The 19,330-nt window shown below is 72.3% G+C and carries 18 protein-coding genes; 12 read left to right on the top strand and 6 right to left on the bottom strand.

Annotated elements, in window-relative coordinates; genetic code table 11:
• Nucleotides 1-11 precede the first annotated feature (11 nt).
• From QRX60_RS07635 to tsaE, 7 genes are all read left to right on the top strand, one after another.
• Nucleotides 12-1,457 (top strand): NAD(P)H-hydrate dehydratase, encoded by a 1,446-nt coding sequence (locus tag QRX60_RS07635; protein ID WP_286000095.1) that lies wholly within the window; start codon nt 12-14, stop codon nt 1,455-1,457.
• A 150-nt stretch (nt 1,458-1,607) separates the two neighbouring features.
• Nucleotides 1,608-2,441 carry a DeoR/GlpR family DNA-binding transcription regulator gene (locus QRX60_RS07630; RefSeq protein WP_286000094.1) on the top strand — a complete coding sequence of 278 codons (834 nt, stop codon included), beginning with the start codon at nt 1,608-1,610 and terminating at the stop codon, nt 2,439-2,441.
• The gene (xylB, locus tag QRX60_RS07625; RefSeq protein WP_286000093.1) at nt 2,431-3,861 is read left to right on the top strand and encodes a xylulokinase; all 1,431 of its coding nucleotides are present in this window, start codon (nt 2,431-2,433) and stop codon (nt 3,859-3,861) included. Before QRX60_RS07630 ends, xylB begins: the two co-directional genes overlap by 11 nt.
• A gap of 3 nt (nt 3,862-3,864) precedes the next feature.
• Nucleotides 3,865-4,956 carry an ABC transporter ATP-binding protein gene (locus tag QRX60_RS07620; protein ID WP_286000092.1) on the top strand — a complete coding sequence of 364 codons (1,092 nt, stop codon included), beginning with the start codon at nt 3,865-3,867 and terminating at the stop codon, nt 4,954-4,956.
• Nucleotides 4,957-4,985: 29 nt separating this feature from the next.
• The gene (gene alr / locus QRX60_RS07615; protein WP_286000091.1) at nt 4,986-6,101 is read left to right on the top strand and encodes an alanine racemase; all 1,116 of its coding nucleotides are present in this window, start codon (nt 4,986-4,988) and stop codon (nt 6,099-6,101) included.
• Entirely contained in the window at nt 6,098-7,195 is a 1,098-nt protein-coding gene (locus QRX60_RS07610; protein ID WP_286000090.1) for an alpha/beta fold hydrolase, read from the top strand. Before alr ends, QRX60_RS07610 begins: the two co-directional genes overlap by 4 nt.
• Before the next feature lie 2 nt (nt 7,196-7,197).
• Nucleotides 7,198-7,656: a tRNA (adenosine(37)-N6)-threonylcarbamoyltransferase complex ATPase subunit type 1 TsaE gene (tsaE, locus tag QRX60_RS07605; protein ID WP_408630217.1), complete on the top strand. Its 459-nt coding sequence runs from the start codon at nt 7,198-7,200 to the stop codon at nt 7,654-7,656.
• Nucleotides 7,657-7,688: 32 nt separating this feature from the next.
• Here tsaE and QRX60_RS07600 read toward each other — a convergent pair whose 3' ends face one another.
• Nucleotides 7,689-9,017, bottom strand: a complete 1,329-nt coding sequence (locus tag QRX60_RS07600) for a carboxyl transferase domain-containing protein (protein WP_286000088.1) — start codon at nt 9,015-9,017, stop codon at nt 7,689-7,691.
• Nucleotides 9,007-10,434: an acyl-CoA synthetase gene (locus tag QRX60_RS07595; RefSeq protein WP_286000087.1), complete on the bottom strand. Its 1,428-nt coding sequence runs from the start codon at nt 10,432-10,434 to the stop codon at nt 9,007-9,009. Before QRX60_RS07595 ends, QRX60_RS07600 begins: the two co-directional genes overlap by 11 nt.
• A 201-nt stretch (nt 10,435-10,635) precedes the next feature.
• Here QRX60_RS07595 and tsaB point away from each other — a divergent pair, with 201 nt between their 5' ends.
• Genes tsaB through tsaD form a run of 3 tightly spaced genes read left to right on the top strand, consistent with a single transcriptional unit; the run spans nt 10,636 to nt 12,823 of the window.
• Complete coding sequence (tsaB, locus tag QRX60_RS07590; protein ID WP_286000086.1) at nt 10,636-11,301, top strand: tRNA (adenosine(37)-N6)-threonylcarbamoyltransferase complex dimerization subunit type 1 TsaB; 666 nt, start codon at nt 10,636-10,638, stop codon at nt 11,299-11,301.
• On the top strand, nt 11,298-11,777 hold the full coding sequence (gene rimI / locus QRX60_RS07585; protein ID WP_286000085.1) for a ribosomal protein S18-alanine N-acetyltransferase: 480 nt from the start codon (nt 11,298-11,300) through the stop codon (nt 11,775-11,777). The genes tsaB and rimI overlap by 4 nt, the downstream gene beginning before the upstream one ends.
• Nucleotides 11,777-12,823 (top strand): tRNA (adenosine(37)-N6)-threonylcarbamoyltransferase complex transferase subunit TsaD, encoded by a 1,047-nt coding sequence (gene tsaD, locus QRX60_RS07580; protein ID WP_286000084.1) that lies wholly within the window; start codon nt 11,777-11,779, stop codon nt 12,821-12,823. The genes rimI and tsaD overlap by 1 nt, the downstream gene beginning before the upstream one ends.
• Before the next feature lie 77 nt (nt 12,824-12,900).
• Here the strand turns inward: tsaD and wecB are convergent, their stop codons facing one another.
• The 3 genes from wecB to QRX60_RS07565 all read right to left on the bottom strand — a co-directional run bounded on the left by wecB (nt 12,901) and on the right by QRX60_RS07565 (nt 15,101).
• A complete protein-coding gene (wecB, locus tag QRX60_RS07575; protein WP_286003526.1) occupies nt 12,901-14,052 on the bottom strand; it encodes a non-hydrolyzing UDP-N-acetylglucosamine 2-epimerase in 1,152 nt (383 codons plus the stop codon).
• 93 nt (nt 14,053-14,145) lie between these two features.
• Nucleotides 14,146-14,325, bottom strand: a complete 180-nt coding sequence (locus QRX60_RS07570) for an LPXTG cell wall anchor domain-containing protein (protein ID WP_286000083.1) — start codon at nt 14,323-14,325, stop codon at nt 14,146-14,148.
• Between the two features lie 11 nt (nt 14,326-14,336).
• Nucleotides 14,337-15,101: a choice-of-anchor P family protein gene (locus tag QRX60_RS07565; protein ID WP_286000082.1), complete on the bottom strand. Its 765-nt coding sequence runs from the start codon at nt 15,099-15,101 to the stop codon at nt 14,337-14,339.
• 360 nt (nt 15,102-15,461) lie between these two features.
• On the opposite strand from QRX60_RS07565, the gene xrtP reads away from it, so the two are divergent.
• Both xrtP and QRX60_RS07555 read left to right on the top strand, forming a co-directional pair.
• Nucleotides 15,462-15,971: an exosortase P gene (gene xrtP, locus QRX60_RS07560; protein WP_286003525.1), complete on the top strand. Its 510-nt coding sequence runs from the start codon at nt 15,462-15,464 to the stop codon at nt 15,969-15,971.
• Complete coding sequence (locus QRX60_RS07555) at nt 15,968-17,344, top strand: glycosyltransferase family 2 protein (RefSeq protein WP_286000081.1); 1,377 nt, start codon at nt 15,968-15,970, stop codon at nt 17,342-17,344. The genes xrtP and QRX60_RS07555 overlap by 4 nt, the downstream gene beginning before the upstream one ends.
• Before the next feature lie 22 nt (nt 17,345-17,366).
• Here QRX60_RS07555 and QRX60_RS07550 read toward each other — a convergent pair whose 3' ends face one another.
• On the bottom strand, nt 17,367-19,241 hold the full coding sequence (locus QRX60_RS07550) for an N-acetylmuramoyl-L-alanine amidase (protein WP_286000080.1): 1,875 nt from the start codon (nt 19,239-19,241) through the stop codon (nt 17,367-17,369).
• Nucleotides 19,242-19,330 lie beyond the last annotated feature (89 nt).

Raw genomic sequence — 19,330 nt, 5'->3', positions numbered from 1 at the left:
GAGGCCCCGCCGTGCAGGGAATCTGGACCACGGAACGGATTCGCGAGGCGGAGGGGCGGCTGTTCGCCGTCACGCCCGAGGGCGAGCTGATGCGGCGGGCGTCGTTCGGGCTCTCGGTGCAGCTCGCGGACTTCCTCGAAGACCACACCGGTGGCGTGTCCGGCCGCCGGGCGGTGCTGCTCGTAGGCTCCGGTGACAACGGCGGTGACGCGCTGTGGGCCGGGGCGTTCCTGCGCCGTCGCGGTGTCGCCGTGACGGCGATCCTGCTGAAGCCCGAGAGGGCGCACGCCAAGGGACTCGCGGCGCTGCGCCGGGCCGGTGGCCGGGCGGTGCCCGCCGCGGACGGTCCACAGTGGATCGAACGGGCCGATGTCGTGGTCGACGGGATCGTCGGCATCTCCGCCAGCGGGTCCTTGCGGCCGGACGCCGCGCGGCTCGTCGAGCTGGTCGAGGCGCCGATCGTGGCGGTCGACCTGCCCAGCGGCGTCGACCCGGACACGGGCGCGGTCGACGGCCCCGCGGTGAAGGCGGCTCGCACGGTCACGTTCGGCGGGCTCAAGCCGGTGCACGCGCTCGCGCCGTCGTGGTGCGGCGAGGTCGTGCTGGTCGACATCGGGCTGGGGCCCGAGCTGGGGGAGCCGTCGCTGCGGCGGCTCGACATCGTGGACGTCGCGGCGGCCTGGCCGGTGCCCGGGCCGGAGGACGACAAGTACAGCCAAGGCGTGGTCGGGATCGCGGCGGGCTCGGCGACGTACCCGGGCGCGGCGGTGCTGGCGGCCGGCTCGGCGGTCCGCGCGACGGCCGGCATGGTGCGCTACGCGGGTCACGCGGCCGACGTCGTCCGGTCGCAGTGGCCGGAGATCATCGCGACGGGCACGGTCGCGGACGCGGGCCGCGTCCAGGCGTGGGCGGTCGGCCCGGGCATCGGCACGGGTTCCGACGGGCGTGACGTGCTGCGCCACGTGCTGGGCCAGGGCGTCCCGGTGTGCGCGGACGCCGACGCGACGACGATCATCGCGAAGTCCCCGGAGGTCCTGGACGCGCGTGACCCGGACACACCGCTGGTGCTGACCCCGCACGCGGGGGAGTACGAGCGGCTGATGGGCCGGAAGCCGGGCGCGGACCGCGTGACGGCGGCGCGCGAAGCGGCGAAGAAGTACGACGCGGTGGTGCTGCTGAAGGGGCACGTCACGGTGATCGCGGCCCCGGACGGCCGGGTCGCGGTGAACACGCCCCGGGGAGCCTGGCTGGCGACGGCGGGGTCGGGCGACGTCCTGTCCGGCCTGGTCGGCTCTCTCCTCGCAGCGGGCCTGGACCCCTGGCTGGCGGCCGCGGCGGCGGCCCACGTGCACTCGCTGGCGGGGGCGATCGCGGCCCAGAACGCCCCGACGTCGGCCTCAGGCCTGGTCCACGCGATCCCGGAGGCAATCCGCGCGATCCGCTCCCTCACGCCCTGACCAGAAGCGTCACTTTCCCCGAGAAAGTGTTCCGGAGGCGACCTCTCCGGAACACTTTCTCGGGGAAAGTGACGGCTTGGGCGGGCGGGGGCGGGAAGAGTTATCGAGTTCTCTGTTAACTCTGGGCGATAAATCTGGTAAGAATGCCGGGTGAGCGGCGGCACAGCATCCGGAGACCGGAAGACCCGGCCGTCCGATGCCGTCGTCGAACAGCGGCGGCAGGACATCCTCGACCACGTCATCGAGCAGGGCGAAGTCCGCATCGACGACCTGACGACGAGGTTCCGGGTCAGCCTCATGACCATGCACCGCGACCTCGACGACCTCGCCGAGCGCCGCCTCCTGCGCAAGCTCCGCGGCAAGGTCGAGGCCTACCCGGCCCTCACCATCGAGACCGCCGCCCGCTTCCGCGACACCCTCCACCACGACGAGAAGGACGCCCTCGGCGACGCCGCCGCGCGGCACGTCCAGCCCGGCCAGACCGTCTTCGTCGACGACTCCACGACCCTCCTCCCGCTGGTCAAGCGCCTGGCCGAGATCGACGCCCTCACCGTCGTCACCAACTCGCTGCACGCCGCCCGCCTGCTCGGCGCGAAAACCGACGTCGTCCTGGCGGGCGGCCGCTACTCGCCCGAGTACGACTCCTGCGCGGGCCCGGAAGTCCTGAACCTGCTCGACACGATCCGTGCCGACATCTCGTTCGTGTCGGTCACCGCCGTCGCCGTCGGGCGGCTCTTCCACCCCGACCGCGACTACGCCGAGCTCAAGAAGGCGGCCCTCAAGGTCGCGAACCACGCCGTCCTCGTCGTCGACCACTCGAAGTTCGGCCGGACCGCCACCTACGCGCACGGCGAGGTCGGCGACTACGACCTGCTGATCACCGGCCAGGCCACGCCCACCGAGGAGATCGAGGCCGCACTCAACGCAGGCACCACGATCGAGATCGTCGAACACGTCGCAGAGGGGCAGCCCTATGACAGCTGAGCTGGTCGCCGGCATCGACTCGTCCACCCAGTCGACCAAGGTCGTCGTGTGCGACGCGCGCACCGGTGAGATCGTCCGCACCGGCCGCGCACCGCATCCCGAGGGCACCGAGGTCGACCCCACTGCCTGGTGGGACGCCTTCCAGGAAGCCACCAAGGGCCTGCTCGACGACGTCAAGGCCATCGGCGTCGGCGGCCAGCAGCACGGCATGGTCACCATCGACGAGAACGACGAGGTCGTCCGTCCGGCGCTGCTGTGGAACGACACCCGCTCCGCGCAGTCGGCGCTCGACCTCATCGACGAGCTCGGCGGGCCCTCGGTCTGGGCGAAGTCCGTCGGCTCGGTCCCGGTCGCCAGCTTCACGGTCACGAAGCTGCGCTGGCTGGCCGACCACGAACCCGAACTCGCCGACCGCGTCGCCCGCGTGATGCTGCCGCACGACTGGCTGACCTGGAAGCTCACCGGCGGCGCCCCGGTCACCGACCGCGGCGACGCGTCGGGCACCGGCTACTTCTCGCCGTCCGACAACGCCTACCGCCTCGACGTCCTGGCCCACGCCTTCGGCGGCCGGACGCCGGAGCTGCCGACCGTGCTCGGCCCGGCCGACACCGCCGGCCACACCCCGGACGGCATGCTCGTCTCGGCCGGCACCGGTGACAACATGGCCGCCGCGCTCGCGCTCGAACTGCAGCCGGGCGACGTCGTCGTGTCGCTCGGCACCAGCGGCACCGTGTTCGGCGTCGCCGAACACGGCGCGGCCGACGCGTCCGGCGAGGTCGCCGGGTTCGCCGACGCCACCGGCCGGTTCCTGCCGCTCGCCTGCACGCTCAACGCCGCCCGCGTCCTCACCGCGACGGCCGCCATGCTCGGCGCGACGCTCTCGGAGTTCGACCGCCTCGCCCTGGCCGGCAAGCCGGGCGCCGGCGGCCTGACCTTCCTGCCCTACCTCGACGGCGAACGCACCCCGAACCTGCCCGGGGCCACCGGCTCCCTGGCCGGGCTGACCCGGGCGAACATGACCCCGGAGAACCTCGCGCGCAGCGCCGTCGAAGGCATGCTCTGCGGCCTGGCCGCCGGTCTCGACGCGGTGCGCGCGCACGGTCTCGACGTCCGCCGCGTGCTGCTGATCGGCGGGGGCGCGCAGTCGGCCGCCGTCCGCGCGGTCGCGCCGCTGGTGTTCGGCGTGCCCGTGCAGCTGCCCGAAGTCGCCGAGTACGTCGCCATCGGGGCGGCGCGGCAGGCGGCCTGGGCCCTGACGTCCAGTGCGGAACCCCCGTCCTGGCAGGAAAACACCAAAGCGCGGCTCGAGCTGGACGAGCCGACCGAGGCGCAGCGCGCCGAGGGCCACCGGATCCAGCAGCGCCACCTCGAAGCCCGCGAAGCGGCGCACGGGGTCCGGCGGAATCTCGGAGAGGACTGACCGATGGCTTCCATCACCTACGACAAGGCGACCCGGCGCTACCCGGGTTCGGAGCGCCCCGCGGTCGACGCGCTGGACCTGGAGATCGCCGACGGCGAGTTCCTGGTGCTGGTCGGCCCGTCCGGCTGCGGCAAGTCGACCAGCCTGCGCATGCTCGCCGGCCTCGAGGACATCGACGACGGCGCCGTCTGGATCGGCGACCGCGACGTCACCCAGCTGCCGCCGCGTTCGCGCGACATCGCGATGGTGTTCCAGAACTACGCGCTGTACCCGCACATGACGGTCGCGCAGAACATGGGCTTCGCGCTGAAGATCGCCGGCCGCCCCGCGTCCGAGATCAAGCAGAAGGTCCTGGAGGCCGCGAAGCTGCTCGACATCGAGGAGTACCTCGACCGCAAGCCGAAGGCGCTCTCCGGCGGTCAGCGCCAGCGCGTCGCGATGGGTCGCGCGATCGTGCGCGAGCCGCAGGTCTTCCTCATGGACGAGCCGCTGTCGAACCTCGACGCGAAGCTGCGCGTGTCGACGCGTACGCAGATCGCCGCGCTGCAGCGCCGCCTCGGCGTCACCACCGTGTACGTCACGCACGACCAGGTCGAGGCCATGACGATGGGTGACCGCGTCGCCGTGCTCTCGGACGGCCTGCTGCAGCAGTGCGACACCCCGCGCGCCCTGTACGACAAGCCCGCAAACGCTTTCGTCGCCGGCTTCATCGGCTCGCCGGCGATGAACCTCGCGACCGCGAAGCTCACGGCCGACGGCGCCGAGGTGGGCGGCGCGCGCGTGCCGCTGACCCGCGAGACCATCGCCGCGGCCGACGGCGACACCGTGACCCTCGGCTTCCGGCCGGAGGCCCTCGAGGTCGCCAACGGCGAAGACGGCACCCTGCCGATCAAGGTGGACCTGGTCGAGGAGCTCGGCTCGGACGCCTTCGTCTACGGCAAGCTCGCCCAGACCGACGCCGGCGACACCCGGCCCAACGTCGTCGTCCGGGTCGACCCGCGCACGCCGCCGGCCATGGGCGACACGCTGCACCTGCGGATCCGCCCGGACGAGCTGCACGTGTTCTCCGCCACGTCCGGGTTGCGCCTGCCCTGACCGCGGTTCATGGGAAACTGGAGGGCGTCATGACCTCCAGTTTCCCTCGCGCCCAGGTTGACGTGGACCTCGACGCGATCCGCCACAACCTCACCTTGCTGGGCGCCCGCGCGCCCGGCGCCCAGGTGATGGCCGTGGTGAAGGCCGACGCCTACGGCCACGGCGCGCTGCCGGTGGCGCGCGCCGCGGTCGAGGCCGGGGCGGGCTGGCTCGGCACCTGCTCGCTCGGCGAGGCCCTCGCCCTGCGCGAAGCCGGGATCACGACCCGGCTGTTCAGCTGGCTGGACACCCCGGACGTCGACTTCACGCCGGGCATCGAGGACGGCGTCGACCTGGCGGCCAGCTCCCTGGGTGAGCTACGCCGCATCGCGTCCGCCGCGCCGGCGGGTACCCGAGCGCGTGTGCACCTCAAAATCGACACCGGGCTCTCGCGCAACGGCTGCCCGCCCGCCCGCTGGGCCGAGCTGGTCGAAGCGGCGGCCGCCGAACCGCGGGTCGAAGTCGTCGCGATCTGGTCCCACCTCGCGTGCGCGGACGAGCCGGACCACCCCTCGACCGACCTCCAGGCGAAGCGGTTCGCCGAGGCCTACGACGTCGCCCGCGCCGCCGGGCTCGACCCGATGCGGCACCTCGCGAACTCGGCGGCCCTGTTGACGCGGCCGGACCTGCACTTCGACGTCGTCCGCCCCGGTATCGCGATGTACGGGCTCAACCCGGTGCCGCAGGCCGAAGACCTGCGCCCGGCCATGACGTTCCGGTCCGCGGTCGCGCTGGTCAAGCGCATCGAAGCCGGCGAATCGGTGTCCTACGGGCACACCTGGACGGCCTCGCGCGACACGAACCTGGCGCTCGTGCCGGCCGGGTACGCCGACGGCGTCCCGCGGTCGCTGTCCGGGCGGATGGACGTCTGGCTCGGCGGGCGGCGGCGGCCGGTCGCCGGACGCGTCTGCATGGACCAGCTGGTCGTCGACTGCGGCGACGACGAACCCGCTGTCGGCGACGAAGTCGTCCTGTTCGGAGCGGGGACGCACGGCGAGCCGACGGCCCGGGAATGGGCCGACAAGCTGGGCACGATCGACTACGAGATCGTCACCTCGATGTACCGCCCGCGGGTGCGGCGCCGGTATCTGGGGGCGCGCTCGTGACACCTTCACGTCGGCTGCTGGCCATCGTCGGCGGGGTCGGGGCCATCGCCACCGGGACCGCCGCCGCCGCTATCGTCGCCGCGCAGCAGCGGCGGCACAGTGAGGATCCGTACGTGGACGAGCCGCTGGGGGAGCTGAAGCCGGACCGTACCTCCACGGTCGCGGCCGAAGACGGCACGCCGCTTTCGGTCGAGGAGATCGACCCGGAGGACGGCGGCAAACCGGTACTGACTGTCGTGGGGGTACACGGCTTCGCGCTTTCGCGGCGCTGCTGGCACTTCCAGCGTCGCGACCTCGCGTCGCTTCGCCTGCCTCGCGTGCGTCAGGTGTACTACGACCACCGCGGCCACGGCCTTTCCGGCGCGGCTTCCGCGGAGACGTCGACGATCGAGCAGCTGGCGCGCGACCTCGACGTCGTGCTGCGGTCCGTGGTGCCGGACGGGCCCATCGTGCTGATGGGGCACTCGATGGGCGGCATGGTGATCATGGAACTGGCCGCCGAGTTCCCGGAGCTGTTCGAAGAGCGTGTCGAGGGCGTCGCGTTCATCGCGACCGCGGCGGGCGAAGTGGGCGCACGCGGGTTGCCGCGTTCACTGCTCTCGAAGTACAACCCGCTGACGCGCGCCGCCGGCGGTCTCGCGGGCTGGCAGCCGGGGCTGGTGGAGTTCGTCCGTGCCGCGGGCGGCCAGCTGACCCGGCAGGCCGTGCGCCGGCTGGCGTTCGGCAGCCGCGACGTCGCACCGAGGCTCGTCGACTTCATGCTCGAGATGCTCGAGGTGACGCCGGTCCGCGGGCTCGTCAACTTCGTCGACACGCTCGGCAGCCACAACCGGTACGCCGCGCTGGCCGGGCTGAAGCACGCGGAAGTGCTGGTCATCGGCGGCGACTCGGACCGGTTCACGCCGTTCTCGCACGCCGAGCGGATCGCGGCCGAGCTGCCCGACGCGGAGCTGGTGCGCGTCCGCGGCGCCGGCCACATGGTGCAGCTCGAACAGCCCGAGCTGGTGAACAGTCATCTGATCGATCTCCTGCAACGCTGTTCCGGTGTGGACGGCGAAAACTCGTCCCGGCGAACCTGGTGGTGGCAGCGTTGAGCATGGTGTTTCCCACACCCGAAGAGACCATGGCCTTCGGACGCGCGCTCGGCCGCGTGCTGCGCGCGGGCGACCTGGTGCTCCTGGCCGGCCCGCTGGGCGCGGGCAAGACGACGCTGACCCGCGGCATCGCGGACGGCCTCGGCGTGGGCGGCCGCGTCAGCTCACCGACGTTCGTCCTGGCCCGCGTCCACCCGGCGGGCGCGCCGGGAGTGCCCCTGGTGCACGTGGACGCCTACCGCCTGGGCGGCGACCTGTCCCAGCTGGACGACCTCGACCTGGACACGGACCTGGAACGCTCGGCGATCGTCGTCGAGTGGGGCGAGGGCTCGGCGGAGCGCCTGTCGGCCGACTACTTGGTGGTCCGGCTGGACCGCCGCGAGGACGACGTCCGCGAGGTCACCCTCGAACCGCACGGCTCATGGGCCGACCGCACTCCGGAGCTCGCCAAGACCTCGTGAGTGGTTAGGGCGGTTCTAACCGCCCTAACCACTCACGAGGGTTTGACCACGGCCCGCGCCACGCCGAGGTCCACGAGGTCCTGGGGGCGCAGGTGCAGCTGGTTGGCCAGCTCCGGGACCTCCGAGGCCGGGCGCTTGAGGATCGCCGCCGCGGCCTCGGGGGACGTCACCGAGAAGTACGCGTCCGGGGTCACCCACGTCGACCCCGCCGCCGCGAACGCCAGTGCCCCGCCTGAGCCGCCTTCGCCGATCACCAGGGTCGTCACCGGGATCGACGCCGTCGCGACCGCCTCGAACAACGCCGCGATCGCGCCGCCCGCGCCCGCCTGTTCCGCGGCCGCGTCGTTCGCCGCGCCCGGGGTGTCGACCAGGGTCAGCACCGGGATGCCCAGCCGCGAAGCCAGCTTGACCAGCCTGGCCGCCGTCCGGAAGCCCGCGGGCAACGTCGGTGTGCCGCACTGGGCCGCGTAGGCGATCGTCCGGCCGTCGCGCCAGCCGAAGCCGCACGAGACCCCTTCGTCGACGCCGCCGCTGCGGTCGCCGCTGACGTCTTCCCGCCAGTCGAAGTACGCGTCGAGGTACTCGACGGCCCGCGGCCGACGCGGTGAACGCGCGGCCTGCACCGCTTCCCAGCCCTTGTCGGGCAACGAAACCTGCCGCAGGGCGGAAGGCGGGGGAGCCGCCGCCGACGAGTGCGCCGTCAGCAGCCGCAGCCACCGCTCGAGCGTCACCCCGAGGTCCTCCGGCGCGACGATCGCGTCGACCTGACCCCACTCGTACTTGGCCTCCGCCGTGTACGCCTCCGGCGAACCGGCCGGCCGCACCCGCGAGCCGGCGAAGCCGACCTGCGCCTCCGGCAGCGCGAGGATGACGTCGGCACCCGCGCCGAGCGTCGCCCAGCCGCCGCCGGTCGTCGGGTCGCGCAGCACCGAGATCTGCGGGATGCCCGAAGCGCGCGTCAGCGCCGCTGCCCGGGCCACCCGCTGGAGCTGCATCAGCGCACGCATGCCCTGCTGCATCCGGCTGCCGCCGGTCGAAATCAGCGACACCACCGGCAGGCGCGCGTCGCGGGCGTGCGCGAACGCCGCCTCGATCCGGTCGCCGGTCCGCTGCCCGAGCGACCCGCCGAGGAACCCGAACTCGAACGCGATCAGCACGGCCTCGACGTCGCCGATCTTCGCCGTCCCGCAGACGACCGATTCCTTCTCGCCGGTGCGCTCTTCCGCGGCGGAGCGTGCTTCGCGGTAGCCGGGCCAGCCGATCGGGCCGTCGGCCGGCTCGTCACGCAGCGGGGTGGGGAACTCCTCGAAGCCGTTCGAGATCGCGCCGACGACCTCACGCGCGGGCTGCCTAGTCGTCACCGAGCGCCCGCTTCATGACCTTGCCCATGTCGTTGCGCGGCAACGCGTCCAGGTACCGGACGACCCGCGGGCGCTTGTGCGGCGCGAGCAGCTTGGCGACGTGGTCGGCGAGCTCGTCGGCCGGTGGCCGGTCGCCGCTGGGCACGATCCACGCGACGATCCGCTCGCCGAGGTCGTCGTCCGGTTCGCCGGTGACGGCCGCCTCCGCGACGCCGGGGTGGTCGAGCAGCGCGTTCTCGATCTCGCCCGCACCGATCTTGTAGCCGCCGCTCTTGATCAGGTCGGTCGCCTTGCGCCCGACGATCTTCACGTACCCGTCGCTGTCGCGGGTGGCCATGTCGCCGGTGCGGAACCAGCCGCGGTCGAACGCGGCCGCCGTCGCGTCCGGGCGGTTGAGGTACTCGGTGAACAGGTTGGCCCCGCGCACCTGGATCTCGCCGACGGTCTCGACGTCGTCGATCGTCTCGCCGGCTTCGCCGACCAGCCTGACTTCCACCCCGCGCAACGGGACGCCGACCGTGCCGGGCTTGCGCTCGCCGTCCGCGCGGACGCTCGTGTTCATCAGCGTCTCGGTCATCCCGTAGCGCTCGACGACCTGCTGGCCGGTCGCCGCGGTGATCCGCTGGTGGTCGTGCACCGGCAGGGCGGCCGACCCGGAGACCAGCAGCCGCGCACCGCGCAGCGCATCGGCCAGGGCCGCGTCCGTGCCGACCTCGCCGGCGATCCGGTGGTACATCGTCGGGACGCCGAAGAGCATGGTCGCGCCGGCCGACAGCGCACGCGCGACGCCCTCGGTCGAGAACCGGCCGAGGTGGCGCACCGACCCGCCGCGGCGCAGCGGGCCGAGGATGCCGAGGATCAGGCCGTGCACGTGGAACAGCGGGAGCGCGTGCACGAGGACGTCGTCCGCGGTCCAGCCCCAGGCGTCCTCGAGTGCGTCGAGCGTCGTCGCGATCGAGCGGCGGGGGAGGACGACGCCCTTCGGCGGCCCGGTGGTGCCCGAGGTGTAGACGATCAGGGCGGGCGTCTCGGCGTCCGGCTCTTCCGCGGGCGGCGTGGCTTCGCCGGTCAGCGGGATGTCGCGGCGGGGCAGCGCGGCCAGGCCTTCGGGCAGCTCGACGCCCGGTTCGGCCAGCACCAGCTGCGGTTCGCTGTCGGCGAGGATGTGTGCCAGCTCACGCTCGCCGATCTTCGGGTTGAGCGGCACGGCGGGGACGCCGGCCAGCAGCGCGGCGACGACGGCGACGCTCGTGTGGAGGGTCGGGGTCGCCCAGACCGCGACGCGGCCGCGGGGGAGCCCGGCCGCGAGACCGCCGGCGACCGCGGCGAGCTCCTCGTGGGTCAAGGCCTGGTCGCCGAACCGGAGGGCTTCTTTGCCCGAAGCTGACGCGAGAGTGGGGAACAACGGGTCGGGCACCGCGGGGACCTCCCAGTGTCGGACGCCCTTGGCACGTTACCAAGTCGGCCGAAAAGTAGGCGGACACGTTCCGCAACCGATCAGCGCGAGGCGAGGTTTTCCGCCGTGGCTGCGGTCGGCTCGGTGACAAACGGCGCTGGCCCGTGCGGATCAGTCCCCTGCAGCAAGCGGCCGAAGACCCTGGTCGTAGGCTTGCTTACCGTGTTGGTACTGGCGATCGATACCTCGACCCCGGCGGTCACCGCGGGTGTGGTCACGCTGGACGGCGACGGGGTCGAGACGCGCGGCGACCGCGTCACGGTCGACCCCCGCGCCCACGGCGAGCTGATCATGCCGCACGCGCTGGCCGCCGCCGAAACCGCCGGAGTGTCCCTGAAGGACCTCGACGCGATCGTCGTCGGCGTCGGTCCCGGCCCCTTCACCGGCCTGCGCGCCGGGATGGCCACCGCCGCCGCCCTCGGGCACGCGCTCGGCCTGCCGGTGTACCCGGTCTGCAGCCTCGACGCGCTGGCCGCCGACGTCGCCGCGGGCGACAGCGCTTTCCTCGTCCTCACCGACGCCCGCCGCCGCGAGGTCTACTGGGCCGCCTACGACGCCGCCGGGAACCGCACCGACGGCCCGCACGTCCGGCGCCCGGCCGAGCTGGAGACGGACATCAAGGTCGCGGCCGGCGACGGTGCGGTGCTGTACGCCGCCGCGCTCGACGTCCGGCCGATCGAGCCGCGCTTCCCGTCGCCCGCCGGGCTGGTGGAGGCCGCTCGGAGTGCGTTGCTGGCGAAGGAAACGCCCGCGCCGCTGACGCCCCTGTACCTGCGCCGTCCCGACGCCGCCGAGCCTGCCGCGCCGAAACGGGTGACCGCGCCGTGAGACTCGGGCCGCTGCGCCGCCGGGACATCGCCCGGTGCGTCGAGATCGAGCAGATCCTCTTCCCCGGCGACGACCCGTGGAGCTCCCGCGCCTTCCACTCCGAGCTGGACGCGGGCAACTTCTACCTCGCCGCCCGGCCGGACGAAAGCGACGAACTGCTCGGGTACGCCGGGCTGGCCGTCGTCGGGCGCCGCCGCGGCGAGTACGAGGCGACCGTGCACACCATCGGCGTCGCGCCCGAGCACCAGCGCCAGGGCATCGGCAAGGCGCTGCTGCGCGCCCTGCTCGTCCGGGCCGACGAGTTCGAGGCGCCGGTGTTCCTCGAGGTCCGCACCGACAACGAGTCGGCTCTCGCGCTGTACGAGAGCCACGGCTTCGAACGGCTCGGCATCCGGAAGCGCTACTACCAGCCCTCCGGCGCCGACGCCTACACGATGGTCCGCCCGGCGCGGACGCGAGACGAGGTGGCAGGCTGATGTCACGCATCATCATGGGCATCGAGAGCTCGTGCGACGAGACCGGCGTCGGCCTGGTCCGCCTGCACGACGACGGCACGGTCGAGCTGCTCGCCGACGAGGTCGCCTCGAGCGTCGAGCAGCACGCCCGCTTCGGCGGGGTGGTACCCGAGGTCGCCAGCCGGGCCCACCTCGAAGCGATGGTCCCGACGACTGTGCGCGCGTTCGAGAAAGCCGGGCTTTCGCTGTCCGATGTGGACGCGATCGCCGTGACGGCCGGGCCGGGCCTCGCGGGTGCGCTGCTCGTCGGCGTCTCCGCGGCGAAGGCGTACGCGACGGCGCTGGACGTGCCGCTCTACGGCGTCAACCACCTGGCCGGGCACATCGCGGTGGACACGCTGCAGCACGGGCCGCTGCCGGCGCCGTGTCTCGCGCTGCTGGTTTCGGGCGGGCACACGCAGCTGCTGCGCGTCGACGACATCGCGTCGGAGATCACCGAGCTGGGGTCCACTGTGGACGACGCGGCCGGCGAGGCGTACGACAAGGTGGCGCGCGTGCTCGGCCTGCCGTACCCGGGCGGCCCGCCGATCGACAAGGCGGCGAAGAACGGCAACCCGGCGGCGATCGCGTTCCCCCGCGGCATGACGGGTCCACGCGACGCGAAGAACGACTTCTCGTTTTCCGGCTTGAAGACGTCGGTGGCGCGCTGGGTCGAAGGCGCGGCTCGCCGGGGCGAGGAGATCCCGGTGGACGACGTCGCGGCGTCGTTCCAGGAGGCGGTCGCGGACGTGCTGACCATGAAGGCGATCCGCGCGGCCAAGGAGCAGGGGATCGGCACCATCGTGATTTCGGGTGGCGTGGCGGCGAACTCGCGGCTGTCCGCGTTGGCGGCGGAGCGGTGCGAGGCGGCGGGGATCGAGCTGCGGGTGCCGCGGCCGCGGCTGTGCACGGACAACGGCGCGATGATCGCGGCGCTGGGAGCGCACGTGGTGGCGGCCAAGCGCCCGACGGCTCCGCTGGACTTCAGCGCCAACCCGGCCCTGCCGGTGAACGTGGTCTCGCTCTAGCCCGCCCTGGTGACGTGAATGACTCATTCCTGTCACCAGACGACAGGAATGAGTCATTCACGTCGTTGCGGCCGGCCTCAGGAAGCCGCGGCGTGCTTGTGGGCCGGGGACCCCACCCCGAGCATTTCCTCGATCGCCGCGACGGCCAGCACGGCCGCATTCCCTTCGCCGTAAGGGTTTCCGACCTGGGCCGGCTGCAGCGAACCGCTCAGCAACCGCGCCGCCGTGTCCGCGATCCGCTCGGTGTCCGTGCCCACCAGCCACGCGCACCCCGCCTCCACGACCTCCACCCGCTCGGTGACGTCGCGCAGGACCAGCACCGGCGTGCCGAACGTCGGGGCCTCCTCCTGGATACCGCCCGAATCCGTCAGCACCAGCGACGCCAGCCGCAGCGCGCGGACCAGGTCCGGGTACTCCAGCGGGTCGGTCACCGTCACCCGCGGCAGGCCGCCCAACGCCGCCTCCACCTGGTCGCGGACCTGCGGGTTCGGGTGTGCCGGGAACAGCACCTGCACGTCCGGGTGCTCGGCCACGATCAGCTGCACCGCGGCCAGCGTCCGCTCCAGCGGCTCGCCCCACGACTCGCGCCGGTGCGACGTCACGAGCACCAGCCGCTCGCCCGCCTCCGCGATCTCCATCTCCAGCAGCGCCAGCGCCGTGTCGCGGGCCGGCAGGTCGCGCGCCGCGATCTCCAGCACCGCGTCGACGACCGTGTTGCCGGTGACCGCGATGCGTTGCCGCGCAACGCCTTCCGCCCGCAACTCCGCCGCCGCGCCGAGGGTCGGCGCCAGGTGCAGCGCCGCCAGCCGGGACACCATCTGCCGGGCGCCCTCCTCCGGGAACGGCGCCGTGAGGTCGTGCGTGCGCAGCCCGGCTTCGAGGTGCACCACCGGGATGCCCAGCCAGAACGCGGCCAGCGCGCCGGCCAGCGTCGTCGTGGTGTCGCCCTGGACGACCAGCGCGGCCGGGGAGAACCGGCGCAGCACGTCGTCGAGCGCGGGCAGCAGGCCCGCGACGAGCTCCGCCTGGCCGCCGGTGACGCGCGGCGGCACGTCCAGCCACGCGTCCGCGACCAGGCCGAACGGCGCCAGTGCCTGCTCGACCATGCCCGCGTGCTGCCCGCTGTGGACCAGGATCGGCCGCAGTGCCGGGTGCGCGTCCAGCGCCAGTGCCAGCGGCGCGAGTTTCAGCGCTTCCGGCCGCGTCCCGGCCAGCAACATCACGTCCACCCCGCGGTGCCCCTTTTCCACATCGTCCAGTGTGCAAGAAATTTCCGCCGTGGGCCGCCGGCGTGCGAGGGGCGCACGCCGACGGCCCTTCTCTCAGCTCCGCGCCCGGGAGAGGCGGCGGTTGCGGCGGTGGACGGCGATCAGCGCGACGGTCCCGAGCAGGACCAGGAGCACGCCGACGGCCAGCCACCACCCGACGTCGGCCCCGGTGGCGGCGAGGGTGCCCACCCCGCCACCGGCCACGCCGACGCCCGCACCCGGCATCTTGTACATCCGGGCCTCGCTCAGACCTGCGCGGAGCGACGGCGGTAGATGCGCGTCCCGACCGGCAGCGCGACGGCGCCGAGCAGGCCGAGCCCGATCCACAGGCCCGCGCCGGACGCCAGCGGCATCGGCGGCGCGGCCGGGCCGCAGGTCGCCGACGACACGATGACGTCACCCGAGCCGAGCCCGCCGACGACCCCGCCGAGCAGTTTCACGTGGAGGGCGTTGACCGTGAGGCTGCCGTCCTTGTTCTTGATCTGCTCGTTGAGGATGACCGTCGCGATGTTGATGCCGGCGAGCCCGACCTTGACCTGGGTGTTCGGCGCCGGGTTCGAGTCGACGTCGCCCGCGCTCCCGAGGTCCGCGCCGACCAGCGTGGTGCTGCCCTTGACGCCTTCCTGGGTCGCCGTGCAGACCGCCTCGACGGCCTTGACGCCGACCTTCCCGAGGGCCTTGAGCAGCGGCAGGCCGACGTCGGCCGTGCTCGCCTTCGCCGTCACCGCGCCGGAGTTGTCGTCCCGCTTGGCCTCGGTGTTGATCACGCCGGTGGTCAGGATCCCCGTCAGGTTCACCTTCGCCGTGCTGTTGCTCGTCGGGCCCGCGGTGTTCGCGGCCGCGAGCGGACCCGCCTGGACGGCCGGCTGGCCGAGCAGGGTCACGTCGACGTTCACGCCGTACGCGGAGCCGTCGCCGGGCGCGGCCGAAGCGGGCGCCGCGCCGGCGAGCACGAAGCTCGCCACGACCGCGGCGAGCAGGCCGCCGCGGCGCGCGAGGGAGCTTTTCATCAACTGGTCCTCCGAATTCGCTGGGTTTCCCTGGAGTTCGCGTGACGGCGGCGCGGATCGACCGGCTTGCCTCGACTCGGCACGCGAATCGACTATCGCGAAGAGCGGCCCGAATAGCACACCAAATTTCCCGAATCACCGGATCGGGTATTCCGTGACGTCGTTTCCGCTGGTCGTCATGACATCACCCGGTCGGCCTAGCAAGTTCGCCGCCGATTCTGCCGAATGGTCGCCCAAACCACACCTCCGGGTGGAACGGCGGGGTGGTCATGACTTACGCTCGCCCGGGGTCCGCAGCTTGATCGAAGAATCCGCACCGAGAGGATCGTCGTGGCCGTAGCGAGCGCTCCGAACTCAGGCATGGCACGGTTTCCGCTGGTCATCGCGCTCGGCGTGCTGGCCGCCGCGGGAGCCGCGGTCGTGCTGGCCGAGCGGTTCTACCGCGAACTGGAAGTGCGCCTCGCCGGCGCCATCCTCGACGTCATCACTACATCGGGTGTTTATGTCGCGCCCGATCGCGAGTCCGTTTACTTTGGGTTGAGCGGTGCTGCTCCATTCGGGTTGAGAATGACGCCGGAATGTTCTTCGGCGTTCCTTTTGCTTCCGCTGCTCGTTGTGACGATGGTCATGCTGTACTTCCGGCCCGCGAATGCGCGCCGGTTGTTCTTTTCGCTCGGAATTTCCGCGCTCGTCGTCGTGCTGGTGAACCAGCTGCGCATTCTCACGATCGTCGGGCTCGTCCACTGGTTCGGCACCGACGAGGGCTACTACTGGGGCCACACGCTGCTCGGCTCGATGGTCAGCGTGTTCGGCGGCGCCGTCTCGCTCGTCCTGTACGTCTGGCTCGCGACGCGGAAGAAGAAGGCATGAGCGTCAAGGTCCTGCTGGCGATCACCCAGGCGTTCGCGCTGACGATGAGCGTGGCGTTCCTGGTGTACGTCGTCGTCATCGTCGTGCCGTACCTGCGCCGCAAACCCGGCCCGGTCGGTGACCCGGCGGACTTCACGTGGCACTTCTTCGTGCCGTGCCGCGACGAAGAGTCCGTCATCCGCGAGACCATCCGCTACCTGCGCACGACGTTCCGCAAGGCGCACGTCTGGGTCGTCGACGACGACTCCGACGACCGCACCGCGCGGGTCGTCCGGATGCTGTGGCGGCGCCACGGCGGCTACGACCCGTACCTGCACCTCGTGCCGCGGGTGAGGCCCGAAGCCCGCACCGGCAAGGGCGACGCCCTCAACGCCGCCTACCGGGCCCTGAACGACTGGATGGGCCCGGAGGCGACCCGCGACGACGTGGTCGTGGTGGTGGTCGACGCCGACGGCCGCCCGGCCCCGAACTGCCTGGAGGTCTGCGCGGCGGACCACCTCTTCGGCGACGCGGAGATCGGCGCCGTCCAGCTGGACGTCCGGATGAGCAACGTCGAGACGCCGCCGCCGTCCCGCAACTCCGTGGGGCGCTGGTTCGGCCTGAAGCTCGCGCAGCTGCAGGACCTGGAGTTCCGCACGGCGATCGCGGCGATCCAGACGTCCCGCGGTTTCACCGGCACGATCTCCATGGGCGGCAACGGCCAGTTCACCCGGCTCACCGCGCTCGACTCGATCGCCGGCCCGGATGAAGAGCCTTGGCGCGGCTCCCTGCTGGAGGACTTCGAGCTCGGCGTCCACCTGCTGACCGAGGGCTGGCGCACCGGGTTCACGCCGGATTCCCATGTGGCGCAGGAAGGTCTGTACAGCCTGCGGCGCTTCCTGGTGCAGCGCACACGCTGGGGCCAGGGCACCATGCAGTGCGCCCGCTACCTGCGGCGGATCTGGGATTCGCCGCACGTCAGCACGCTCGGCGCCGCGGAGATGATGTACTACCTGGCCCAGCCGTGGCTGCAGCTGCTCGGCTCGCTGCTGTACCCGATCCCGTTCATCCTGCTGGTGGCGAGCACCGCGGGCGACCCGGCGCAGATGTGGACGTGGTTCACCGGCGGCGCGTGGATCCTCTTCGCCATCTACGGCTCGTTCGGGCTGCTGCCGTTCCTCGTCTGGGGGCCGATCTACCAGCTGAAGTGCCTGCGCAGCAAGAACATCCTGCGGGGGATCGGGATGGGTTTCGCGTACGCCGCGTACATCTACACGTTCTACGTGACGTCGTGGCGCGCGCTGTTCCGCTTGGTGCGCGGCCGCAACGGCTGGGCGAAGACGCGCCGCAACACCGAGCAGGCGGCCGGGGCGAAGGTCGCGCTCGACGCGTGAGCGCGACCCCCGCCGGACCGGTCTAGAACGCCGGGGCGATCCGGACGTCGTCCGCCTTGACGAACGCGATCCGGTGCCCGAACTGGATCTGCACGTACTTCAGCTTGCCCTTGACGACCACGTGGTCGGCCACGTCGAACGTGGTCGCCGAGTAGTACTCCGAGCCGACCGTCCCGGCCGAGGAGTACTTCTGCCCGGCGGCCAGCGTGTACGGCAGCGGCGTGATGGCCTGCACGGTCACGTTCGCCGGGTAGGCCTCGGGCTCGGGGTAGGCGCGGCCGTACACCGGCACCGTCGCGAGGCCGGGCTTCGGCGTCACGACCCAGCCGATCGCGGGCTTCGCGACCCGGGCGTTGCGCGGGTTGTGGAACCAGCCCTTCTGCCCGAGGTACCAGATCGCCGTCCAGTCGCCGCGGACGTCGGCGACGGCGTACTGCTGCCCGGTCGCGGCCCGGCTGCCGACGTCGGAGACGGCCATCGTGGACGGCGAGCCGTCCGGGTGCAGGCCGGCGTCCTTCAGCAGGGGAGCGGCGTCATTCGGTTCCGAGTGCAGCACCACGGCCTCGGAACCCCGTGCCGCGCAAGGGGTCCCGGCGGTGTCGCAGCCGGTGAAGATCGGCTGGTTCTTCGCGAAGTCCGGGTCGATGGTCACGAGCGACGAGCCGGGCAGCCCGAACCCGCCGAGCGGCGCGCCCAGCAGGTCGAAGTAGTGCGACCAGTCCCAGTAGGGGCCCGGGTCCCAGTGCATGCCCGCGATGGTCGACGGGACCGTGCCCGGCACGTTGTCGTGGCCGATGATGTGCGCCCGGTCGAGCGGGATGCCGTACTTGCGCGCGAGGTAGCCGACGAGCTTCGCGCTCGAGCGGTACATCGCTTCGGTGTACCAGGTGCCCTTGGCGGCGAAGCCCTCGTGCTCGATGCCGATGGACTTCGCGTTGACGTACCAGTTGCCGGCGTGCCAGGCGACGTCCTTGGTCGGCACGTGCTGCGCGATCAGGCCGTCGCTGGAGCGGATGGTGTAGTGCCAGCTCACGTACGTCGGGTCCTGGGCGAGCTTGAGGACGCTGTCCCAGTAGCCCTCGGTGTCGTGGATGACGATGTGGTCGATCTTCTGGCTGACCGGCCGGTTGGCGAGGTCGTGGTTGCCGTAGTCGTCGTTCGGCAGTTCCTGGTAGGGAGCCGGGACGGACTCGCAGGTGACGGTCCGCGGGCACTCGACACCCGCCGGGTTCTGCGCGTGCTCCGGGGTCTTCAGATCGGGCGACGCGGCGAGGGTGACCTGCTGGCCGTCGTCGGTGGTGCGGGTCATGCCGCTCTTGATCGTCTCGAAGACCTCGTCGGCGAAGGTCCGCGCGGCATCGCCGGTGGACCCGCTGTACCGCGCGACGGCGTCGTACCAGCCGGTCTGCCCGGCGTGGTACTTCGCGAGCAGGGCGGCCCCGCCCCGGATGTTCTCGGTGGAGTCGGTGCGGAGGGTCTCGGCGTTCTGGCCGGTGAGCTGCGCGGCCTCGTCGACGGTCTGCAGCCCCTGCGGCGGAGCGGCGGGCCCGGCCTGCGGGTGCAGCGCGGGGCGGGCGTCGTCGCCGCGCGGGTCCTCGCTGCCTTCGTCGTGGTGACTGCCGGCGACACCGGCTTCGCGCAGGTCGGTGAGGTGCATCGGGCCGTAGCCGGCGGACGTGCTGGGCGTCCCGGCGTTGGAGTCCCACCGGGACTCCAGGTAGGAGACGCCGAGCAGGACGTTCTCCGGGACGCCGAACTCGGTCGCGGCGGCGGCGAAGTCTTGTTGCCGTTGGCTGGTGGTGGCGGCTTGGGCGGGAGCGGCGGCAAGACCGCTCACGAGTGTGACGGCGGCGAGGAGTGCCGCGGATCTCGGGAGGGAACGGGACGACATGGGCATAAACCCCCAGGGTTCAGGTGCCAGACGGTGAGAACCTAACCAGAAACTCACGCCGGGGGTAAGAGTCGCGTCCGACCTGCCGAAGAGCG

The organism is Amycolatopsis mongoliensis, assembly GCF_030285665.1.
GTDB lineage: Bacteria > Actinomycetota > Actinomycetes > Mycobacteriales > Pseudonocardiaceae > Amycolatopsis > Amycolatopsis mongoliensis.
This window is presented reverse-complemented; position numbering and strand designations above follow the sequence as displayed.